Source organism: Leptothoe sp. LEGE 181152, assembly GCF_032906605.1.
Lineage (GTDB): Bacteria > Cyanobacteriota > Cyanobacteriia > Phormidesmidales > Phormidesmidaceae > Leptothoe > Leptothoe turfae.
The window spans coordinates 167,798-186,052 of record NZ_JASATU010000066.1 but is presented as its reverse complement, the minus strand read 5'-3'; the positions used below and the strand labels follow the sequence as shown (position 1 = coordinate 186,052).

General features: G+C 46.3%; 15 protein-coding genes and 1 pseudogene. 8 read left to right on the top strand and 8 right to left on the bottom strand.

Features of this window, described 5'->3' with window-relative positions:
• Positions 1–26 precede the first annotated feature (26 nt).
• The 3 genes and pseudogenes from QGP82_RS31465 (at position 27) to QGP82_RS31455 (ending at position 4,040) form a co-directional block, all read left to right on the top strand.
• On the top strand, positions 27–2,099 hold the full coding sequence (locus tag QGP82_RS31465; protein ID WP_499061992.1) for a response regulator: 2,073 nt from the start codon (positions 27–29) through the stop codon (positions 2,097–2,099).
• Between the two features lie 51 nt (positions 2,100–2,150).
• A pseudogene (locus tag QGP82_RS31460) lies at positions 2,151–3,050 on the top strand (response regulator); the annotation flags it as partial.
• A 132-nt stretch (positions 3,051–3,182) separates the two neighbouring features.
• Entirely contained in the window at positions 3,183–4,040 is an 858-nt protein-coding gene (locus QGP82_RS31455) for a putative bifunctional diguanylate cyclase/phosphodiesterase (protein WP_499062084.1), read from the top strand.
• Between the two features lie 109 nt (positions 4,041–4,149).
• On the opposite strand, the gene QGP82_RS31450 is transcribed toward QGP82_RS31455, so the two are convergent.
• Positions 4,150–4,395 carry a hypothetical protein gene (locus QGP82_RS31450; RefSeq protein WP_163669686.1) on the bottom strand — a complete coding sequence of 82 codons (246 nt, stop codon included), beginning with the start codon at positions 4,393–4,395 and terminating at the stop codon, positions 4,150–4,152.
• 455 nt (positions 4,396–4,850) lie between these two features.
• Positions 4,851–5,498 (bottom strand): LexA family protein, encoded by a 648-nt coding sequence (locus tag QGP82_RS31445; protein WP_163669684.1) that lies wholly within the window; start codon positions 5,496–5,498, stop codon positions 4,851–4,853.
• Between the two features lie 369 nt (positions 5,499–5,867).
• On the opposite strand from QGP82_RS31445, the gene QGP82_RS31440 reads away from it, so the two are divergent.
• Positions 5,868–6,860, top strand: coding sequence for an ABC transporter ATP-binding protein (locus QGP82_RS31440; protein ID WP_163703235.1), 993 nt, complete (start codon positions 5,868–5,870; stop codon positions 6,858–6,860).
• 82 nt (positions 6,861–6,942) lie between these two features.
• Here the strand turns inward: QGP82_RS31440 and QGP82_RS31435 are convergent, their stop codons facing one another.
• The gene (locus QGP82_RS31435; protein ID WP_499061990.1) at positions 6,943–7,530 is read right to left on the bottom strand and encodes a GIY-YIG nuclease family protein; all 588 of its coding nucleotides are present in this window, start codon (positions 7,528–7,530) and stop codon (positions 6,943–6,945) included.
• 532 nt (positions 7,531–8,062) lie between these two features.
• On the opposite strand from QGP82_RS31435, the gene QGP82_RS31430 reads away from it, so the two are divergent.
• Positions 8,063–9,022 (top strand): sugar transferase, encoded by a 960-nt coding sequence (locus QGP82_RS31430; protein ID WP_499061989.1) that lies wholly within the window; start codon positions 8,063–8,065, stop codon positions 9,020–9,022.
• A gap of 97 nt (positions 9,023–9,119) precedes the next feature.
• Here QGP82_RS31430 and QGP82_RS31425 read toward each other — a convergent pair whose 3' ends face one another.
• Positions 9,120–9,539 carry a phospholipid-binding protein gene (locus QGP82_RS31425; protein WP_499061987.1) on the bottom strand — a complete coding sequence of 140 codons (420 nt, stop codon included), beginning with the start codon at positions 9,537–9,539 and terminating at the stop codon, positions 9,120–9,122.
• Between the two features lie 268 nt (positions 9,540–9,807).
• Between QGP82_RS31425 and QGP82_RS31420 the strand changes: the two genes are divergently transcribed.
• The 3 genes from QGP82_RS31420 (at position 9,808) to QGP82_RS31410 (ending at position 12,014) form a co-directional block, all read left to right on the top strand.
• Positions 9,808–10,842: a TIGR00341 family protein gene (locus QGP82_RS31420; RefSeq protein WP_163669668.1), complete on the top strand. Its 1,035-nt coding sequence runs from the start codon at positions 9,808–9,810 to the stop codon at positions 10,840–10,842.
• 229 nt (positions 10,843–11,071) lie between these two features.
• Positions 11,072–11,206, top strand: coding sequence for a hypothetical protein (locus QGP82_RS31415; RefSeq protein ID WP_499061986.1), 135 nt, complete (start codon positions 11,072–11,074; stop codon positions 11,204–11,206).
• A gap of 202 nt (positions 11,207–11,408) precedes the next feature.
• On the top strand, positions 11,409–12,014 hold the full coding sequence (locus QGP82_RS31410; protein ID WP_499061985.1) for a Uma2 family endonuclease: 606 nt from the start codon (positions 11,409–11,411) through the stop codon (positions 12,012–12,014).
• Between the two features lie 16 nt (positions 12,015–12,030).
• Here QGP82_RS31410 and QGP82_RS31405 read toward each other — a convergent pair whose 3' ends face one another.
• The 4 genes from QGP82_RS31405 to QGP82_RS31390 form a co-directional block, all read right to left on the bottom strand.
• The gene (locus tag QGP82_RS31405) at positions 12,031–12,204 is read right to left on the bottom strand and encodes a hypothetical protein (protein ID WP_490792972.1); all 174 of its coding nucleotides are present in this window, start codon (positions 12,202–12,204) and stop codon (positions 12,031–12,033) included.
• Between the two features lie 110 nt (positions 12,205–12,314).
• Positions 12,315–15,158: an isoleucine--tRNA ligase gene (gene ileS / locus QGP82_RS31400; RefSeq protein WP_499062083.1), complete on the bottom strand. Its 2,844-nt coding sequence runs from the start codon at positions 15,156–15,158 to the stop codon at positions 12,315–12,317.
• A gap of 394 nt (positions 15,159–15,552) precedes the next feature.
• Positions 15,553–16,728, bottom strand: a complete 1,176-nt coding sequence (locus QGP82_RS31395) for a response regulator (RefSeq protein WP_163671424.1) — start codon at positions 16,726–16,728, stop codon at positions 15,553–15,555.
• Between the two features lie 436 nt (positions 16,729–17,164).
• The gene (locus QGP82_RS31390; protein ID WP_499061984.1) at positions 17,165–18,079 is read right to left on the bottom strand and encodes a Ycf66 family protein; all 915 of its coding nucleotides are present in this window, start codon (positions 18,077–18,079) and stop codon (positions 17,165–17,167) included.
• Positions 18,080–18,255: the final 176 nt, after the last annotated feature.

Genomic DNA, 18,255 nt, shown 5'->3' with positions numbered 1-18,255 from the left:
GATTTCTTACAGCAAAATAGATAGATATGGCTACTAACATCCTGTTGGTTGATGATACTCCTCAAAATTTAGAGTTGTTGTTTGAGGTTCTACTCCAACAGGAGTACAAGGTACGATGTGCCATTAGTGGTCCCTTAGCCCTTAAGACAATCGAGGCGGCACCTCCTGATCTCATTTTGTTGGATATCAATATGCCAGATATGGACGGCTACACCGTCTGCCGACAGCTACAGTGTGATGAAAGGTTTCGAGAGATTCCAGTTATTTTTATCAGTGCTCTAGGTGAAACCTTAGATAAGGTAAAGGCCTTTGAAGTAGGGGGTGTGGATTATGTAACAAAGCCCTTTCAGATTGAAGAAGTACTAGCCCGTGTTAAAAATCATCTTGCTCTCACATCAGCTCGCGCTGAAATCAAGTCCCTCAATGAAAATCTCGAGCAACGTGTAATAGAGCGTACGAATCAGCTACAAGAAAACTTGGTACAGCTTGCTATCGCCAGGGATGAGGCCCTGGCTGCAGAAAAAGCCAAGAGTGAGTTTTTGGCTACATTAAGCCATGAAATTCGTACACCGATGAATGGCATTATCGGTATGACTGAGTTACTACTTGATACCAATTTAGATTCTGAACAACGTAATTTCGCTGAAACAGTTCAAAACTGTAGTAGTTCGCTACTCACACTCATTAACGATATTCTTGATTTCTCTAAAATTGAGTCGAACAAGCTTGATGTAGAGCATGCACCTTTCAATCTGCGCACCTGTGTGGAAGAATCTCTAGAACTATTGGCTCCCAAAGCTGTAAAGAAAAATTTAGAGCTCTGTTGTGTCGTTGATTTAGATGTGCCAAATACCCTAGTGGGTGATGTCACTCGATTACGGCAGATTTTAGTTAATCTGGTGGGTAATGCTGTCAAATTTACCCATGAGGGTGAGGTTGTTGTTAAAGTACACACTACGCCATCTGAATCTGATCCTCAATCAGCTAATGACGAATTTCTAACTATTCATTTTTTAGTGCAAGATACTGGTATTGGTATCCCTGCAAATAAAGTGGATCGTCTCTTTAAATCCTTTAGCCAAGTAGACTCGTCTACAACTCGTAAATATGGCGGTACTGGTCTTGGACTGGCGATTAGTAAAAAACTGTGTGAATTGATGGGGGGAGCGATGTCCGTAACCAGTGTTGTGGGTGAGGGCTCATGTTTTTCGTTTTCGATTTCTGTTCAAGTATTCTCTGAACAAGATACGCCTCAAGCACCACAGCCAAATAATCAGCTATTGGGAAAGCGGGTACTCATTGTGGATGATAATGCTACTAATCGGGATATTTTAACCTTACAAACTAAGTCCTGGGGGATAGTTCCAATCGCTGCACAGTCTGGCTATGAAGCATTAGGTATTTTAAGTTGTCAGTCTGATTTTGATGCCATTATCCTCGATATGCAAATGCCTAATATGGATGGTTTAACCGTGGCCAATAATATTCGTTTACAGGGAGACTATGGGCAAACCGTCCCATTAATTATGTTGACGTCTATTGGCCGACCAGAGCTTCCAGAAAACAGGGTTAAGGCCATTAACTTTGCTGCTTTTCTCAATAAGCCAATTCGGCAATCTCGCTTGTACGATGTGCTTACCCAAGTGCTGATTGGCAAGGTACAACCTAAAGAAGACTTTAAACCAACTAAAACAACATTATTAGAGCCTACCTTTGGGCAAACTCATCCTTTAAAGATTTTAGTTGCAGAAGATAATCTGGTAAATCAACAGCTAGCCAAACAATACTTAAATAAGTTAGGTTACCAACCTGATATAGTTAGCGATGGTTGTAAAGTACTTGAGGCAATGCAACAACATCCCTATGATGTCATCTTTATGGATGTGCAGATGCCCACTATGGATGGATTAGTTACTACAGCAAAAATTCGTGAGCAATGGCCGTTGATTCGACGGCCACAGATTATTGCCTTAACAGCTAATGCCATGCAAGGTGATCGAGAACGATTTCTAGCCGCTGGCATGGATGGCTATATTAGTAAACCGATTCACTTACAAGAACTGATAGAAACCTTAAAAAGGGTGACTGAAAAGCTGTAAACATCAAGATTTGATTGATTGCTCCTCTTTTTGTAATGTTTAAAGCTAAATATGACCGGTAATATTCTGTTGATTGATGATGTTCTTCAAAATGTTGAACTATTGTTCGAGCTTTTACTTAGCCAAGGGTACACGGTTCGCTGTGCTATTAGTGGAGCATTGGCCCTGAAATCTATTGAAGCTGCCCCTCCTGATCTTATTTTGCTGGATATTAATATGCCAGATATGGACGGCTATACCATCTGTCGTCAACTGAAAAGTTGTCAAAATACTCAAGAGATTCCGGTTATCTTTGTCAGCGCTATGGGAGAGACCCTCGATAAGGTAAAAGCATTTGAATCTGGCGGTGTTGACTATGTCACAAAACCATTCCAACTTGAGGAAGTATTAGCCCGCATCTCTACCCATTTAACGCTTAAACAGACCCAGGCTGAGATAAAAGTGCTCAATGAACAACTTGAGCAGCGGGTTATGGAACGCACTCTGCAACTCCAGGAAGAGATGGCCGAACGTCAGCGAGTGCAAGAAAAGCTGATTTATCAAACCACCCACGATCGGCTTACGGATTGCTTCAATTTACCTGGATTCGTCAAAGTTTTAGAACAGGCGATGGAACAAACCCATTTTTTATCGGAAACCTATGCTGTTTTGAGCTTAACGTGTGAACGCTTTCAACGTATTACCAATGCATTTGGCCACTTGGTAGGGGACGATCTACTGTTACAGGTGGCACATCGTCTTAACCATTGTTTTTCTGATCAGGCAGTAATCGCTAGAATTGGGAGTGATCGATTTGTGGTGTTGCTACAGGGCCTTGCGGCTAACCAAGAGATTGCTCAGAAAACTTGTTTAGCCATGGCTAAACAAGCTCAGGGAGAGTTATCAAAGGTGTTTATTATTGAGCACCATCAGATCTTTTTGCAAACAAAATGGGGGATAACCCTAGGACAACCCCAGTATTCTAGAGCGGATCACATTCTGCGAGATGCTAGCATTGCCTGTTCTCAGGCTTATTCTCTAGGTTTAACTTTGCCAGGGAGGACGGAGGGGAATATAGCAGCGTATTGTGTGTTTAATGCCCACATGCACGATCAGGCATTGGAAAAGGTGCAGTTGGAGAGTAATCTCAGACAGGCTATTGACCGCCAGGAGTTTATTGTTCATTATCAACCCATTGTCTCTCTTGCTACTGGAGAAATCCGAGGCATGGAGGCGCTTGTTCGTTGGCAACATCCTGAACAGGGATTTATTCCACCGAGCCAGTTTATCCCAGCAGCTGAATCATCTGGATTAATTGTTCCTTTAGGCGCAATTGTGATGCGTCAGGCTTGCGAACAGTTCCGTCAGTGGCAACAGCAGCATCCGTCTTTAGAGCAATTAAAGGTAAGCGTCAACCTTTCGGTACGCCAGTTCGCCCAACCAGATCTGGTAGAACGCATTCAACAGATGTTAGCAGACACAGATCTGCAACCTGAGAACTTACAACTTGAGATTACCGAAAGTGCCATTATGGAGAGTAGTAAATCAGCTGCATCTATTCTGGAAAGATTGCGATCGCAAAACATCCAACTGGCCATCGATGACTTTGGTACAGGCTATTCCTCTTTGAGTTATCTCACTCAGTTTCCCGTCGATACCCTTAAAATCGACCGAGCTTTTGTGAATCAGCTGGGCCAAGATCCCAAACATGTCGGTATCTTCCAAGCGATTGTCACCCTGGCAAATACCCTAGGAATGGATATTGTTGCCGAAGGCATTGAAACAGATCTACAGCTACAGCAGTTGAGAACATTTGGCTGCCAATTAGGCCAGGGTTATCTCTTCTCTAAGCCGGTCGACAGTACAACCATGGCTAAGCTATTCACTCAGCCTGTTTGGTCCCATCATTGGCTAACGGATAATATTAAGAATGATAAAGGTAGGGTAGCCACCCTCCACTAGTTCAGTCGACATTGCTGATCCTTAGGATGACTTTAGGTATGAAACACCGGTAAATAGCCATAGCTCTAGATCGGTACATCTCCTAAATCAGCAATTGTGTGCAATCGAATCAGCGATATATTTTCTCATTGGGACGTTTAAAGCCTGCATTTGTTGGCCGATCATAGACGCCGAGTCTTGTCAAAAATCGACGGAAGCTAACATATACTAGCCATGCGCCGATGAGTGCGGGCAAAATGAAAGCCGCCATCGTGACCTTATCGAAATACTGACCTTCTAGAATTCTGGCTTGCCATACAATCACTATCCTGGCTGGGCCTGTTTCTGTAGATACCCAATGCGTAATGAAGGCCATGCAAAGGCCCAAAAATCCAAGGGGGACAAGGCAGCCAAGGTTCTGTAACCAGTCTTTCAAGATTGGATGCATGGTTCTAAAGGGATACAGACCGGGGGAAGTCTGCATCAGTGACGAAGAAACTTATACCTATAGAATTCCCATGCAATTTACCAAATCCAGAATTTTTGATTAAACCTGCTCACATCTTATGGAGTTCATAACAATGCAACATGTCTATTGTGGCTACCTGATAGTCAGTTAAAACCCACCTATACGGTCATTCCAGCCATGGCTTGCAGCATTACCAATGCATATCTACACCATTAAGGACCCCATGGATGAACTTATGGACAGAGTAGTCACCTGTCGGTAGATAACTTCAAAAAATTACAGCATACAAAGTTCTTTCTGATACAAAATTGATCGATCAGTTCTAGAAAAGAGACAGCGTTTAGGGTGAACCTATCTGTCTTTTAACTAAGCGCTGTTGACTGCCAGTGGGTAAAAATGTGAGTCCCTTGCACCCGTAACTCACAATCATCCAGATCAAAGATCAGCGGCTCATACTTAGGATTGGCAGCCTCTAAAACAACCACTGACTCTTTTTGAAAAAAATGTTTTAGGGTAGCACCTTGGCCTTCCACATAAACTGCAACAATCTCACCAGGCCCAGGTTGGTAATCATCAGCTACAGGTCGAATGCCGACATAGGCTCCATCAGGAATACCGGCACCCACCATACTATCTCCTGAAATTTTCAGGACATAATCGTTGGGCTTACGCCCGTTGTACTCAATGTTGAGATACCCATGGTCTTCTGTAGCAGGCTCGTGGCAATAACCGGCTGCAATTTCACCGCGAATGGGTATTCCTTCTAACTCTGATAGTTCAGTGGGAGGAATGTCGTAGGCTTCGAAGTTAACGACCTTAATACCCCGTGATGTACGTTTGCGACGAGTAATATATTGGTTTCGCTCTAACCATTTCAGACTGTTTTGAATGCTGCCATGGGAGCGAGCTGTACCGGTGGTAATTTCTCTCACCGTAGGGCTGTTCTGATGTTTGCGCCAGTACGCTTCGATGAAGCTGAGTACAGTTCCGTGGGGTTTGCGGACAGCCATGGGTCAACATCGTATAGGACAAATGTATTGTAGTTCAATTGTCCTATCAGTGACTAGGGGGTTTGAAAAAAATCAAAAATAGACACTACTGCGCCTGACCGTAAGTTAGAAGAGGTGCTCAATGCTTTGAGGTATTCTATCCGATGATTTATCGGTTTTCTTCTATGCAGTTGACTGTTGTCGTGCTTAGTATTCACACCGACATCGACTTTCGATGCTGACGGAAAATATTTAGCAGCCTGCAATACGCCAGCTTAAATCAGATTGTTGCTGCATCATATAAGCTGCATCATATAAAGAGTCCACACCAGAATTCATTGGCTAGAGACTCATTGCTACTAACCTGCTACTAACTATGTTACAGAACCTATGCCTGCTATAGAAGTGAAAAACCTAACCAAGGTCTATCCAGTGGCCATTAAGCAACCTGGCCTAGCTGGAACATTACGTCACTTTTTCCAGCGTCAATATCGTCAGGTCAAGGCTGTCAATAATGTATCGTTCTCCATAGAACCAGGGGAAGTGGTTGGTTTTTTGGGACCCAATGGAGCCGGTAAAACCACAACGTTAAAAATGCTGACCGGATTAATTTATCCATCGTCTGGCCAGGTAAGCGTGGCTGGGCAGATCCCCTTTCAGCGTCAGCGTTCTTTTTTGGAGCACATCACTCTGGTCATGGGACAAAAGCAGCAACTAATTTGGGATTTACCGACCCTAGATTCACTGCGGATTAATGGGGCGATCTATGGGCTATCCCACCAAGAGCTACGCGATCGCATCCATGAACTGTCTAAGATGCTTGACCTGACCGATAAACTTACACAGCCTGTCCGTAAGTTATCTTTGGGAGAACGGATGAAGGCTGAAATGTTAGCAGCTCTATTACATCATCCTCAGGTGTTGTTTTTAGATGAGCCCACATTGGGACTGGATGTCAATGCCCAAATGGCGGTGCGAAATTTTTTGCAGGCTTATAACCGGCGTTACCAGGCAACCATTGTTCTAACGAGTCATTATATGGCTGATATTACGGCGCTTTGCGATCGCGTCTTACTCATCTATCAAGGACAACTCATTTATGATGGGTCTTTGAACAGTCTGATTGAGCAGTTTGCCCCCTATCGTGAAGTGACTGCTGAGCTTGCCCAAGAAATTCCCGCTGCCTCTTTAGAACCCTATGGTGAAATTCAGTCTATCGATGGTTGCAAAGTTGTTCTTTTAGTGCGTAGAGAAGACCTGACCAAAACCGTATCCCAAGTGTTAGCCCAATTGCCAGTCCATGATTTAACCGTTACCGATCCCCCCATAGAAGATGTCATCGGGCGAGTATTTGATATTGGGCTTGAGATTGTTCGCAACTAAAAACATGACCGTCAAAACTCTCCCCCTTACCTGAAGATTAGCCACCCTCACCGATAAAGGGAGTTCCCCCCTTACCTGAAGATTAGCCACCTTCACCAATAAAAGGAGTTCCCCAAAATTTCCAATTTTCCTTATTAAATGGCGAGCGCCACTTATATATGAGAGCTAATTCAATCGCCTGGCGAGGGCGGCGTTCAGCAGGAGCATGACGCCAAAACGCTATACCTAACTGGCTGTCAAGACCATGATGATAATGCGCATGGCGATAGTTCATTAAATAGCGTTTACAGTCATGTTCCCCTTTCCAACGCTGATTTGATTTGACGGTTTCGCCCACATACAACAGCAACTCACTTTTGTAATCAATGACAAAATAGAGGGCTGCCACCCCCACATCACTAAACTGCCAGCGCCAAAATTCCGTATTTTGCTGAGGTAAAGTAAACGGATCGATATCCTCGCCAGGATCACGAGCTGCTTCAAACAAACAAGCTTGCTCCATTATGGGTGTCGCTTGTACGGACGTCTGAAATGTAGCAACTTTACATTTCCAAGCAACGAGCTCGCTATGGCTCAAGGTAGTTTGAGACTGTAAGTTTTGGAATCGAGACTGACTAACGGCCCGCTGAACCTCGTCATTCAGTAGGGAGGGTTGGTTACGATTGCCCATGGAATTACTCCAAGCTCGACGCTATATATGGCGTAATCATGCCTCTAGAAAGCAATCATACCTCTGTATCTAGCATCAAGAATACCTGCTTTACAAGAACATTGCAGAGATGGCAGTAGATTTAATCTGGAAAGTTAACGATTCACCATGTATTGATAGGTATCGACATCGGCCTATTAACGTTCTGAGTAATGACACGTCCTCCACTGTGATGCAAAAGTAACTCCCATTGTGAAGAAAACTACCGAATCTAAGGGCAAGTTTATATTGATTTTGTAGACACTACCTTTTATCAAGTCGGGTTTTGTTGTTACTACTTAAAATTGGATAGAGCAGAGGGTGGCTACCGAGTAAATGCCGAATTGCGTGAGTAATCACTCGATGTTTATTCGTTAGGCTAAACAAGGCGAACAGTATATAGATAACCCGTCTGATGGAACTTTTGGGCAATCTAGGGTTGCCGATTGTTCTACTAGTCTGTTGTAAATATTGCTATTAGATTATGGTCGATAGTGTTAAGACATCCTCTCCTATGTCAGCGTTGGTCCAATCGGAGTTTCAAACTATTCAGCTGCCCATCAGTATGGCAGTAGCTGAAGCAACAGCATTTAAGCAGCAGTGTCAGACGCTTTTTGCCGAGCAGCCTGATTTATCTGAGTTGGTACTGGATTTTTCGGCAACCCGATTTATTGACAGTAGTGGCATTGGCGCTTTGGTGATTTGCCATCGCCTATGTGCGGCTAAAGGTGCCAGGTTGCGATTGGTCAATGTACCCGCCCAGGTCATGATGGTGCTGTCATTAACTGAACTAGATAAGGTATTTGACATTACCCTTGCTGCTGAGGAAGATTCCAATCCTGAAGATCAGGTTTTACCTGAAACTCATCCTTCAGTAAATTCCAAAGCAAAACGCACGCTAGACATCGTAGGAGCCTTTGTAGGATTATTCTTGACTGCTCTGGTTTGTGTACCAGTTGCAATCATTATTAAGCTGGATGATGGAGGTCCTATTTTCTTTGCTCAGACCCGCTGCTCTTGGCTAGGTAAGCGGTTTAAGATTTGGAAATTCCGCTCGATGGTAACGGATGCCGAATCTCGTAAGAGCGAGGTCTCTAACCAGGTGGAAGGCCCACTATTTAAGAATGAAAACGATCCCCGAATCACTAAGATTGGGCGTTTCCTTCGCAAAACCAGCTTAGATGAGTTTCCTCAATTTTGGAATGTGCTCAAGGGGGATATGAGCCTTGTGGGTACAAGACCCCCCACACCTGATGAGATTGAGCAATATGAAGTTGGCCAGTGGCAACGTCTAAATGTCAAGCCAGGAATGACTGGAGAATGGCAGGTTAACGGTCGCTCTAGCATCACTAAGTTTGAGGATGTGATTAAGTTAGACCTGCGCTATCAGGAAAACTGGAGCTTCTTCTATGACATTAAGCTAATTGTCAAAACGGTTCTGGTTTTGTTTAGCAAAAAATCTGGAGCTCACTAAAGCTTTTAAGATTAACACCTAGATAAAAATGAAAAGAAGGGTGTGAACCCAGGTTCACACCCTTCTCTGTTGAATTGAAAATTTTTAAAGGCTCAAATTAGCCAATGTCTACCTGGCTAGTGTCAACGGCAGTGGCACCATCAACGTCTTTAGCAACAGCAATCATTTTGTCGAGGATAGCCTGGCTGGGAACTTTGCCCTTGAGCACTACTTTGCTGCTGAGCTGCGCTACCCATAGAGTTTCGACATCATCCAGCTGAGAATCTTCATCAAAGGCCAGGGTGACCCGCTTAGCTAGACCACTTTCATCAAATTCACCTGTGAGGCCAATTTTGCACAGTGGAATTTCGTTCTCTGCTGCGGGTGAAGATGAAGGTGCGTTATTGGCAGCAGCGGCAGTGGGAGCAGCAGCAGTCTTTTTAGGGGTGGAAGCTTTTTTGGCACCAGGGCGACGACCAGCGGTAATACTAGCGCCTGCAGGCTTGTCCTGCTTAAAGATACGTTTTAGAAAACCCATGAAAATTTCCTACGTGAATACCACAAGTGAGTAGAACAAATGCCTCACATTGATCAGGGTACCGGTCGACTTCTGATCCCATCGACATTTTCAGAAACAAATAACCTTAATGACGTCTAATCGCGTATTTTTCTGCGCCGGATGGCAGATTTTCTAGGGTATGCAATTTCTACAGTACGTAATCGTCACGATGAACCTTGAAGGAACTTGCTAAGGAACTTGCTATAGTCTGAACACGGTTGCATAGATGTTTTCGCCGAAGCGAACCATGGTACGAGACGGGCTGAAAACGGTAACGAATCGCTATTTTGGTGGGCGACGAGTATCCCCCATGGCGCTAAAGCACATGCGCGATAGCCTCATGGATGATTCAGAGCTAAATCGTGACTATGTGGTCATGACCATTGGTGCCTGTATCATTGCGACGCTGGGTCTCCTTTCAAATAGTGCGGCGGTAATCATAGGGGCAATGCTGGTGGCACCGCTGATGTTACCGATTCGGGGCATGGCCTTTGGTTTTTTGGAAGGTGATATTGAGCTGATTACGGAAGGTGCCAAGGCGCTGGGAGTGGGTACGATACTTGCGATCGCACTCTCCACGGCTCTAGGCTTCATGCTAGGTCTCTCGGAATATGGTTCGGAAGTGTGGGCGCGATCAGAACCAACGCTACTGGATCTGGGCATTGCAATTACGGCAGGTGGAATTAGCGGATTTGCCAAGGTGCAGCCGAAGATATCGAGTACGTTGGCGGGAACTGCGATCGCAGTGGCCTTAATGCCGCCAGTCTGTGTGATTGGGTTAGGGTTAGCCCAGGGAAAAATGGCCCTGAGTCAGGGTGCGACCTTACTGTATGTGACCAATCTGATCGGTATTACCCTGGCCTGTATGTTGGCCTTTTGGCTAACGGGGTATGCACCGTTTCAAAAAGCGCGTAAGTCGTTGCGATATGTGTTAATCATCACAGGGGCATTAGTGATTCCACTGGCCCTGAGTTTGGTGGAGTTAGTGCGCCAGAACCGAGCCGAAGATAGTGTTCGCGATGCATTGGTGAATGGCACAGTCACGTTTCAACGGTTAGAGCTGATCGACCTTGATATTGATTGGTTGCCCAGCCCACCGGAGGTGCGGTTGACGGTGTATAGCGTAGAGCCGGTAACGCCTACCCAGGTGGGATTACTTGAGCAATATGTAGCTGATCGCATGAACCGACCGTTTCGATTAATTTTTGAGGTCAGCGAGGTGCAGGAAGTCACCAAAGAAGAAGTGCAGCCTGCCAGCGGTGAGCCAGATGGCGAAGAGTGATATCGTAAGACATCTTTAGCCGAAAGTGAAGCGAAATCCATTGCAGAGTTTAGTTTAGGGATTCCCTTTGTGATGGATCTGGTGGCGGCGATGTGTGCAAAGGGGAAGCCCATCACTAAAATTGGGGCTCCGGTGCCGAGAAAAGATGGAGAAACTAGCGAGCGAGATCGGGTGATTAAAGAGACTTGTGAACGGTTTCTAAAACATTGTTTGGATACCCCGAAGACCCTTGCCAGATAAGCAGCTTACCTTTGTCCTGGCAATGTTGCGGCGGTCGCAGATGGATTTGTTGGGGGCGATGGTGAATGTGCAAACGGGTCTGGAAGGACGGTTAAAAGCACTACAGGGGAGATATACCTTTTGACCTCGATCCGTCCTATGCCACGGCGCACAACAATCTGGCCAATACGTACAGAAATGATTACCCTCCTCCGCAATGCTATCGCCCAGCCATCCACCCAATAATCTAAAAAATTGAGAAACTACTGAAAACCAACAACCAACAACCCCAACCTATTGGCAAGCTAAAATCTAAACATAATTGCTTGGCATGAGGGCTCATAATCATGACCACCACCCTACTCATCCAAACCGAAACCCATCCCTTAACCGTATCACTACCTACGGTTGCCCCCATGAGCCGCGAAGAATTCTACGCCTTTTGCCAAGCCAACCGCGACTTACGCATCGAACGCACCGCCACAGGGGATGTCGTGATTATGCCTCCCGCCTTTTCAGATACGGGAAATCGTAACTTTAACCTAGCCGTTCGATTAGGCATATGGGCAGAGCAGGATGGCACCGGCCTCGGTTTTGACTCCAGTTCAGGCTTCACCCTACCCAACGGAGCCACCCGCTCACCCGATGCCGCCTGGATCAACGCCGACCGTTGGAACACCTTAACCGACGACGAAAAAGCCTCCTTCGCCCCGATTGCGCCAGACTTTGTCATCGAGCTACGGTCAGCCAGCGATACCTTGAGTGGTCTACAAAGTAAGATGCAGGAATACATCGATAATGGTGTATCCCTGGGCTGGTTGATTGACCGCAAGCACCGTACCGTTCATATTTATCAACCTGGTCAAACTCCTCAAATACTTGAAAACCCTGATGCGGTCAGTGGCGATCCAGAATTACCTGGATTTACGTTACCGATGGCTAAGGTCTGGTAAGGAGATATTGATGTTCCTATCCCTCACAGGCCAAATAGATCAGAATACCTAGCAAACGTTCTAGTGGTTCCAGGCAGTAGGCTTCTAAATCAATGGTCAAATCAGTCGCCTGAAGCTTGAGAAATTTCCAGAGTTCACCGTTAGTAACACAGCCATAGATTGTTTTTTCCGACTGTGGTAAGAAACGCATGGCTTCATGAACATTGAGGCCAAACTCTTACTGTACTTGCTGTAAGCTAAATTTGCTATACGGCATCTGTAGTCAAGCTAACCGGACTATACCTTGATCATCGCTCAGGGTTAGAACTTGCCATCCAATGCCTCTACGCAACGTTCGCAGATGGTCTCATGCTCCGCCGACTCGCCCACATGGGTGGAATAATTCCAACAGCGATCGCACTTTTTCCCATCGGCATCCACAATGCCAATGCCAAAGGCATCCGACTCACTGCGATACTTAATGTCCTTCAGCCTATCAGCACTGTCTAAGACCTCTACCTGAGACACCAAGAACAAATATCGAGCCTCATCCACATGGCTAGAATTGGGTGCGATCGCATCACTGGGATTCATCGCCGTTAACTGTTCTCTCAGTTGATCATCAGCAATGTAGATCAGCGCTTTCGCCTGCAACGACGAACCAATATCTTTTGCAGAACGCGCCTGTTCCAGCACCTTGTTCACCTCGTCCCGTAGTTCCCTCAGCTGGTTCCAGGTATCCGCCAGTTCAGGCTTTTTCCACTGCGGATCAATCTTTAACCACCCCGCCTCAAATACAGACTTTGTACTGGTCTCATAGGGCATAAACTGCCAGATATCCTCTGCCATGTGGCACAGCACAGGGGCAATGGACTTGGCTAAATTCTCCAGGGCAACTGCCAGTACCGTTTGACAGCTACGTCTTCGGAGAGATGCCGCATCACTGATGTAGAGACGATCCTTAGCAATATCCAGATAGAAGTTGGAGAGATCCACCACACAGAAATTCTGCACCGTCTGGAAGAACTTAAAGAACTGATAGGTGTCAAAGGCAGTCTCCACCTCAGCAAAGATCTCGGTCATCCGATGTAGCATGTACTGATCTAAACTGGGCAGCTGGTCATAGGGCACTGCATCTTTGGCTGGGTCAAAATCATGCAAGTTGCCCAACAAGAATCGGGATGTGTTACGAATCTTACGGTACACATCCGCCAGCTGCTTAAGGATGTTTTTACCGATGGGGACATCGGAGGAATAGTCCACTGAGGAGACCCACAGCCGTAGTACGTCAGCACCGTAAGGCGGATCCTGTTTCTTGTTCTTGCCACCCTCAATGATTTCATAGGGGTCCACCACGTTACCGATGGACTTACTCATCTTGCGGCCCTTTTCATCCAGGGCAAAGCCATGGGTAAGTACAGTTTTGTAGGGGGCACAGCCATGGGTAGCCACACTGGTGAGCAAGCTCGACTGGAACCAACCCCTATGCTGATCAGAGCCTTCCAGGTATAGGTCTACCGGATATTTCAAGGCATCTCGCTGATCGGCGACTGCTGCCCAGGAAGAGCCTGAGTCAAACCATACGTCCATGGTGTCGAAGCCTTTGCGATAGGTATGGCCGTTGTTGTGATAGCTCTCGGGCAGTAGTTCCTCAACGGGCATACTCCACCAAGCATCAGAACCATGCTCAGCGAAAATACCTCTGACATGGGCAATGGTTTCTTGATTCATCAATACTTCACCAGTCTCTTCATCGTAGAAGGCTGGGATGGGCACACCCCAGTTGCGCTGACGAGAGATGCACCAGTCAGAACGGTCGCCCACCATCGGTGTAATCCGGTTTTCGCCCTGGGCCGGAATCCACTGCACATCCGAGATGGCTTTCAGGGCTTCATCGCGGAACCCTTCCACAGAGGCAAACCACTGCTCAGTAGCCCGGAAAATGGTGGGTTTTTTAGTTCGCCAATCGTAGGGATACTTGTGGACGTAGGGTTCATGTTTCAGAAGCGTATTGGCTTCGGTCAGTGCCTGGATCAGTGCTTCGTTAGCCGTTTTTAGAACGTTCAAACCTTCAAAGCTCCCGGCTTCAGTGGTGAAATTACCACGCTCATCCACTGGACAGAGGATGGGGAGACCGTACTTTTGACCGACGCCAAAGTCTTCCATCCCGTGACCGGGTGCAGTGTGCACCAGACCAGTACCGGATTCGGTGGTGATGTAGTCGCCGCCAATCACAATGGGGCTTTCACGATTGAAGCTGTCTTCTTTGCTGTGGAGCGGATGGTAATAGGTAGACCCTGCCAGGTCCGCACCGTTGATGTCGACCTTGGGGGTCAGGTCTGTTTCAAATACATTGGCCAGGGTTTCCACCAGGTCCTTACCGACGATGAGGTATTTGTAAGGGGCACCGGAGGCGACTTCTACCACGGTGTAAACCAGATCTGAGTTGACCGCTACGGCCACATTGGCGGGAATTGTCCAGGGTGTCGTGGTCCAGATGGCGACACCCAGATTATCGAGATACGGGGAAAGTGCTTTTTCTGCGGTATCTGAGGCGCTCACCATGGGGAAGCCGACGTAGATACTGGGGGAGGTATGGCCTTCGGGATATTCCAGCTCAGCTTCTGCCAGGGCGGTTTGTGACGACGGACTCCAGTGAACAGACTTCAGCCCTCGGTAGATGTAGCCTTTGAGGACCATCTGACCAAATACGTCTAGCTGAGCGGCTTCATACTCAGGCTGCAGAGTCATGTAGGGCTTTTCCCAATTGCCCCATACGCCAAAGCGACGGAATCCCTTGGCTTGTTTCTCGACGGTGTCCAGGGCAAATTCCTTGGCTTTTTGGCGTAGCTCCAGCGGTGTCAGATTGGCTCGCTTTTTGCGGTCGATGGTTTGCAGTACTTTTAGCTCAATGGGTAGACCGTGGCAGTCCCAGCCGGGGACATAGCGGACTTTGCGATCGCGCAGCAGCTGATACTTATTGATGATGTCCTTCAGCACCTTATTTAAGGCATGGCCCATGTGGAGACTGCCATTGGCATAGGGCGGTCCATCATGCAGTACAAAGACATCCCCAGAATTTTCCTGGGAAAGCGTTTCATAAATCTTGCTGTCATCCCAAAATGCCTGCAGCTCTGGCTCACGCTTAACAGCGTTGGCCCGCATACTAAAGTCGGTCTTGGGCAGTAGGACGGTGTCCTTATAGCTCTTAGCGTCGGCGCTTTTGGGGTCAGTCACGATGTAAGGAAAAAACTAAGGGGATTTACTACGCTCCAGTCATTCTGCCTTAGAACTTCCTATAGCTTCAATAGTTTTAGTTTTTTTACGTTGAGCAGCCACTGGAAATCCTAGATACAAAGCCTGCTGGGGCCTGACCTATGAATACATATTGTCCAAGTTCAGAACCGTAGTGTTTCTTGACAAGAAGCTACAAGTTCTAACTTGGACGTAGTTTAGTGGTTACCACCACATGTGACACGGTGTCTTAGCTGGTTGATGTCAATCTGTCTAGTACAGCGGAGCTACCCTGCCTTTAAAGATAGTCTCTCAACAGCACTGCTCAAATCATGTTGAGTTCAATCAATGACTTAAGCACATTTTTGGGCTTAATTGGTTTACTCACAAATTCCGAGGCCCCAACCATCTTGGCCCGCATGCGTTCAGCCAGACTATTTTCACTCCCTACCATCACAATGGGAGTATCCTTAAAGCCTGATATCCGACGAATTTGAGCACACAGTTCGTAACCATTTACCACGGGCATCGTCAGCTGCAAAAAAATTACTTTTGGCTTGAGCTTAACTAGCTGTTTCAATACCTCAAGCGGATCGGAAATGTTGCTATAGCGAAAGCCCGCCGCTTCAACAATGGTTGCCATTGTTTGACTGTTGGCCAGACTGTCATCCACATAAACAATTCTGGCGTCCTTAGGGATAATTGCCTGCGCTATTTTAAAGACAACATCCTCTTGATGCGCGATTACCGAACGAGGAATCTTATCTTCCACAGACTTAAGCCGCAGTGACTGATTGTGAATGTGAGGCAAAATCGACATCACAAATGGCTGTAGCGGCTGGTTAGCCTTCAATGCTATATCTCGCAATGTTTGCTGACGATTGGCCAACGCACTCAATAATTTGAAGAGTCGCGGTGATGCTAGATCTTCTAGAGAGGCTAAGTCTTGTATCACTAGAGCATCGTTAGGACCTATGGCGGTGAGACCGGCTTCTTCCCACTGGTGCCACCTGTGCTTTGCCTGGGCCCATATACCGATGGTTTGCAAATTTATATAGGAGAAATCGCAGGCTTTTTGAGATTTGATGCGATATTTTAATCCTTTCCCAGTTTGTTGAAAGCTTAAAGTTCCCTGCTGCTGAAGATCAAACAACGCTTCTGAGATACACCCGGACACGATATGTGAAAATACCTGCCGATTGAATTTCTTACAGATAACTAGCCTAGCTAACCGACTATAGGTCCAATCAGCGGGATAGGCACTCAGGCCATTTTTGAGCAACTCAGGACGATGTTGCAGTAACTGGCGACACCAGCGACGCTTTGCATGGGTACGCGTATTTGCCCAGACTAACTGCCCCGCCAAAAAATATAAGCGCCATTGATGGATCATGTCACTTTCAATCGCTAGGATGCCAGTCAAATGCTTTTGTTTAACGAACTGGATCTTCTTATCCAGTTCGGAAACAATTACATTTGGGATAGCGACTTCAGCTCTCATGACTTTTACTGTCTATACTCGGGCTTGTTTAATCGTTCTTGTAAACAATTTGACTATAATCCACAAGAACACAGTGAATGTTCGTATTTAAGCTCCTTTAAATAATAATTACGCTAATGTGCGTATTTTCCTCTGGTGGTTCATAAAGTTTTACGACTATTGTGTTGGGTATAAGCTTTGTAAAGCCAGACTGTTTGAGTCGTGGGGAACATTTTTAGATGGTTTGTGTCCGTGAGAGATTGGTATATTTTTTAGCTCTAGAAATGGTTCGATTTACGGGCATGCAGGGCTTAAGAAACGTCTATGCAAATCTCATATGAAGTTTAATATTAAAGAGACTTTATAACGTCTTCGCAAATATCTGGTACATCTCTACAGCTTGTTTAGGTGCAGGTTGTTGTTCAATGGAAATTGAAGAGATTTTAGTTGGAGAAAACTAGTCCCAAAAGTCATCATCAGGCCAGTTGCTGTCTTCAGTATCTGTGCCCCTAGGTTCTAGACTGGCTGAAGCTGCTGTGCCTGAAGAAGGGGAAGGTGAGGTGTCGAGAGTTTCTTCTTGAGGGTTTGGCTGGTCACCATCAGGAACACTAGCTGAAGTCTCTAATGTATCGGTCTCTAATGTATCAAATATATTGGTTATGTTAGCTATGTCGGTTGTTGCTGACAAGGTGTCTGCTTTAGGTATGGACGGTGGCCTGGGTGGCAGCTCAATCATGGGTTTGGGTTCTTTCTTGTTCGGCGTGACAACTTCTTTAAGCCAGCCTACGAAGATACCGACAGCAGCAATGGGATTTGGTATTTCTCGCTTTTTGGTTGTTTGAGAAATAGGTGGGTTCTCCGCCTTTGGAAGGGTTTCTTCCAGAGAGTCTTCTTTCTCGATGTGGGACTTTGGAATTGCAGCAGGGACAACTATTTTGGGCGCAAATTCATCTGCCGTCGGCTTGATCAAGATGGGACTGTTGGGATCTGCATCCTGATCGACTGCGTCCTCCACGCCATCTTCTACAAACTCATAGTCTTTGGCAATGGGACGACTGGCGCTGCCATTAAGGCGACTGCGTTCAGATTTGCCTAATCGGATGGGGGTTTGCTGTGCGGTCGGTGTGGTTTCGCGACGGAGCAGTAGAGTTTGGTATCCCAGCCATATCAGTAGACCAACTGAAGCTGTTTGCCCTAGCAGTACTGCGCCGCTCATTTGCCTGGCGCAATACCACAGCACCACGGCATAAAACATGCCGACACCGCTCCAGAAAAAGTCTGATCGACGATGTACCTCTGGCAGAATAAAAGCTGCCAAATAAAACCCTAGACTACCTAATCCAACAATCACCGCCAATAGATTTGCCAGCATCCGCTTCGACTCCAGCGTGATGAACAGCCTTAATTATTAACGATTACGACCCCACAGGAGGGAGTTTTGAAGGTAGAGTTTTGAATTTTAAGTTTGGAATTAGGTCTTTGAAACCTCAGTAGCCTCGGAAATCAATTGAACCTGAACCTCAAAGCTAAGAACTCAAAACTCAAAAT

Coding starts and splice junctions, on each gene's coding strand:
- QGP82_RS31465 (WP_499061992.1), top strand. CDS start 27: ATGGCTACTAACATCCTGTTGGTTGATGATACTCCTCAAAATTTAGAG.
- QGP82_RS31455 (WP_499062084.1), top strand. CDS start 3,183: ATGCACGATCAGGCATTGGAAAAGGTGCAGTTGGAGAGTAATCTCAGA.
- QGP82_RS31450 (WP_163669686.1), bottom strand. CDS start 4,395: ATGGCCTTCATTACGCATTGGGTATCTACAGAAACAGGCCCAGCCAGG.
- QGP82_RS31445 (WP_163669684.1), bottom strand. CDS start 5,498: ATGGCTGTCCGCAAACCCCACGGAACTGTACTCAGCTTCATCGAAGCG.
- QGP82_RS31440 (WP_163703235.1), top strand. CDS start 5,868: ATGCCTGCTATAGAAGTGAAAAACCTAACCAAGGTCTATCCAGTGGCC.
- QGP82_RS31435 (WP_499061990.1), bottom strand. CDS start 7,530: ATGGGCAATCGTAACCAACCCTCCCTACTGAATGACGAGGTTCAGCGG.
- QGP82_RS31430 (WP_499061989.1), top strand. CDS start 8,063: ATGTCAGCGTTGGTCCAATCGGAGTTTCAAACTATTCAGCTGCCCATC.
- QGP82_RS31425 (WP_499061987.1), bottom strand. CDS start 9,539: ATGGGTTTTCTAAAACGTATCTTTAAGCAGGACAAGCCTGCAGGCGCT.
- QGP82_RS31420 (WP_163669668.1), top strand. CDS start 9,808: ATGGTACGAGACGGGCTGAAAACGGTAACGAATCGCTATTTTGGTGGG.
- QGP82_RS31410 (WP_499061985.1), top strand. CDS start 11,409: ATGACCACCACCCTACTCATCCAAACCGAAACCCATCCCTTAACCGTA.
- QGP82_RS31405 (WP_490792972.1), bottom strand. CDS start 12,204: ATGCGTTTCTTACCACAGTCGGAAAAAACAATCTATGGCTGTGTTACT.
- ileS (WP_499062083.1), bottom strand. CDS start 15,158: ATGCGGGCCAACGCTGTTAAGCGTGAGCCAGAGCTGCAGGCATTTTGG.
- QGP82_RS31395 (WP_163671424.1), bottom strand. CDS start 16,728: ATGAGAGCTGAAGTCGCTATCCCAAATGTAATTGTTTCCGAACTGGAT.
- QGP82_RS31390 (WP_499061984.1), bottom strand. CDS start 18,079: ATGCTGGCAAATCTATTGGCGGTGATTGTTGGATTAGGTAGTCTAGGG.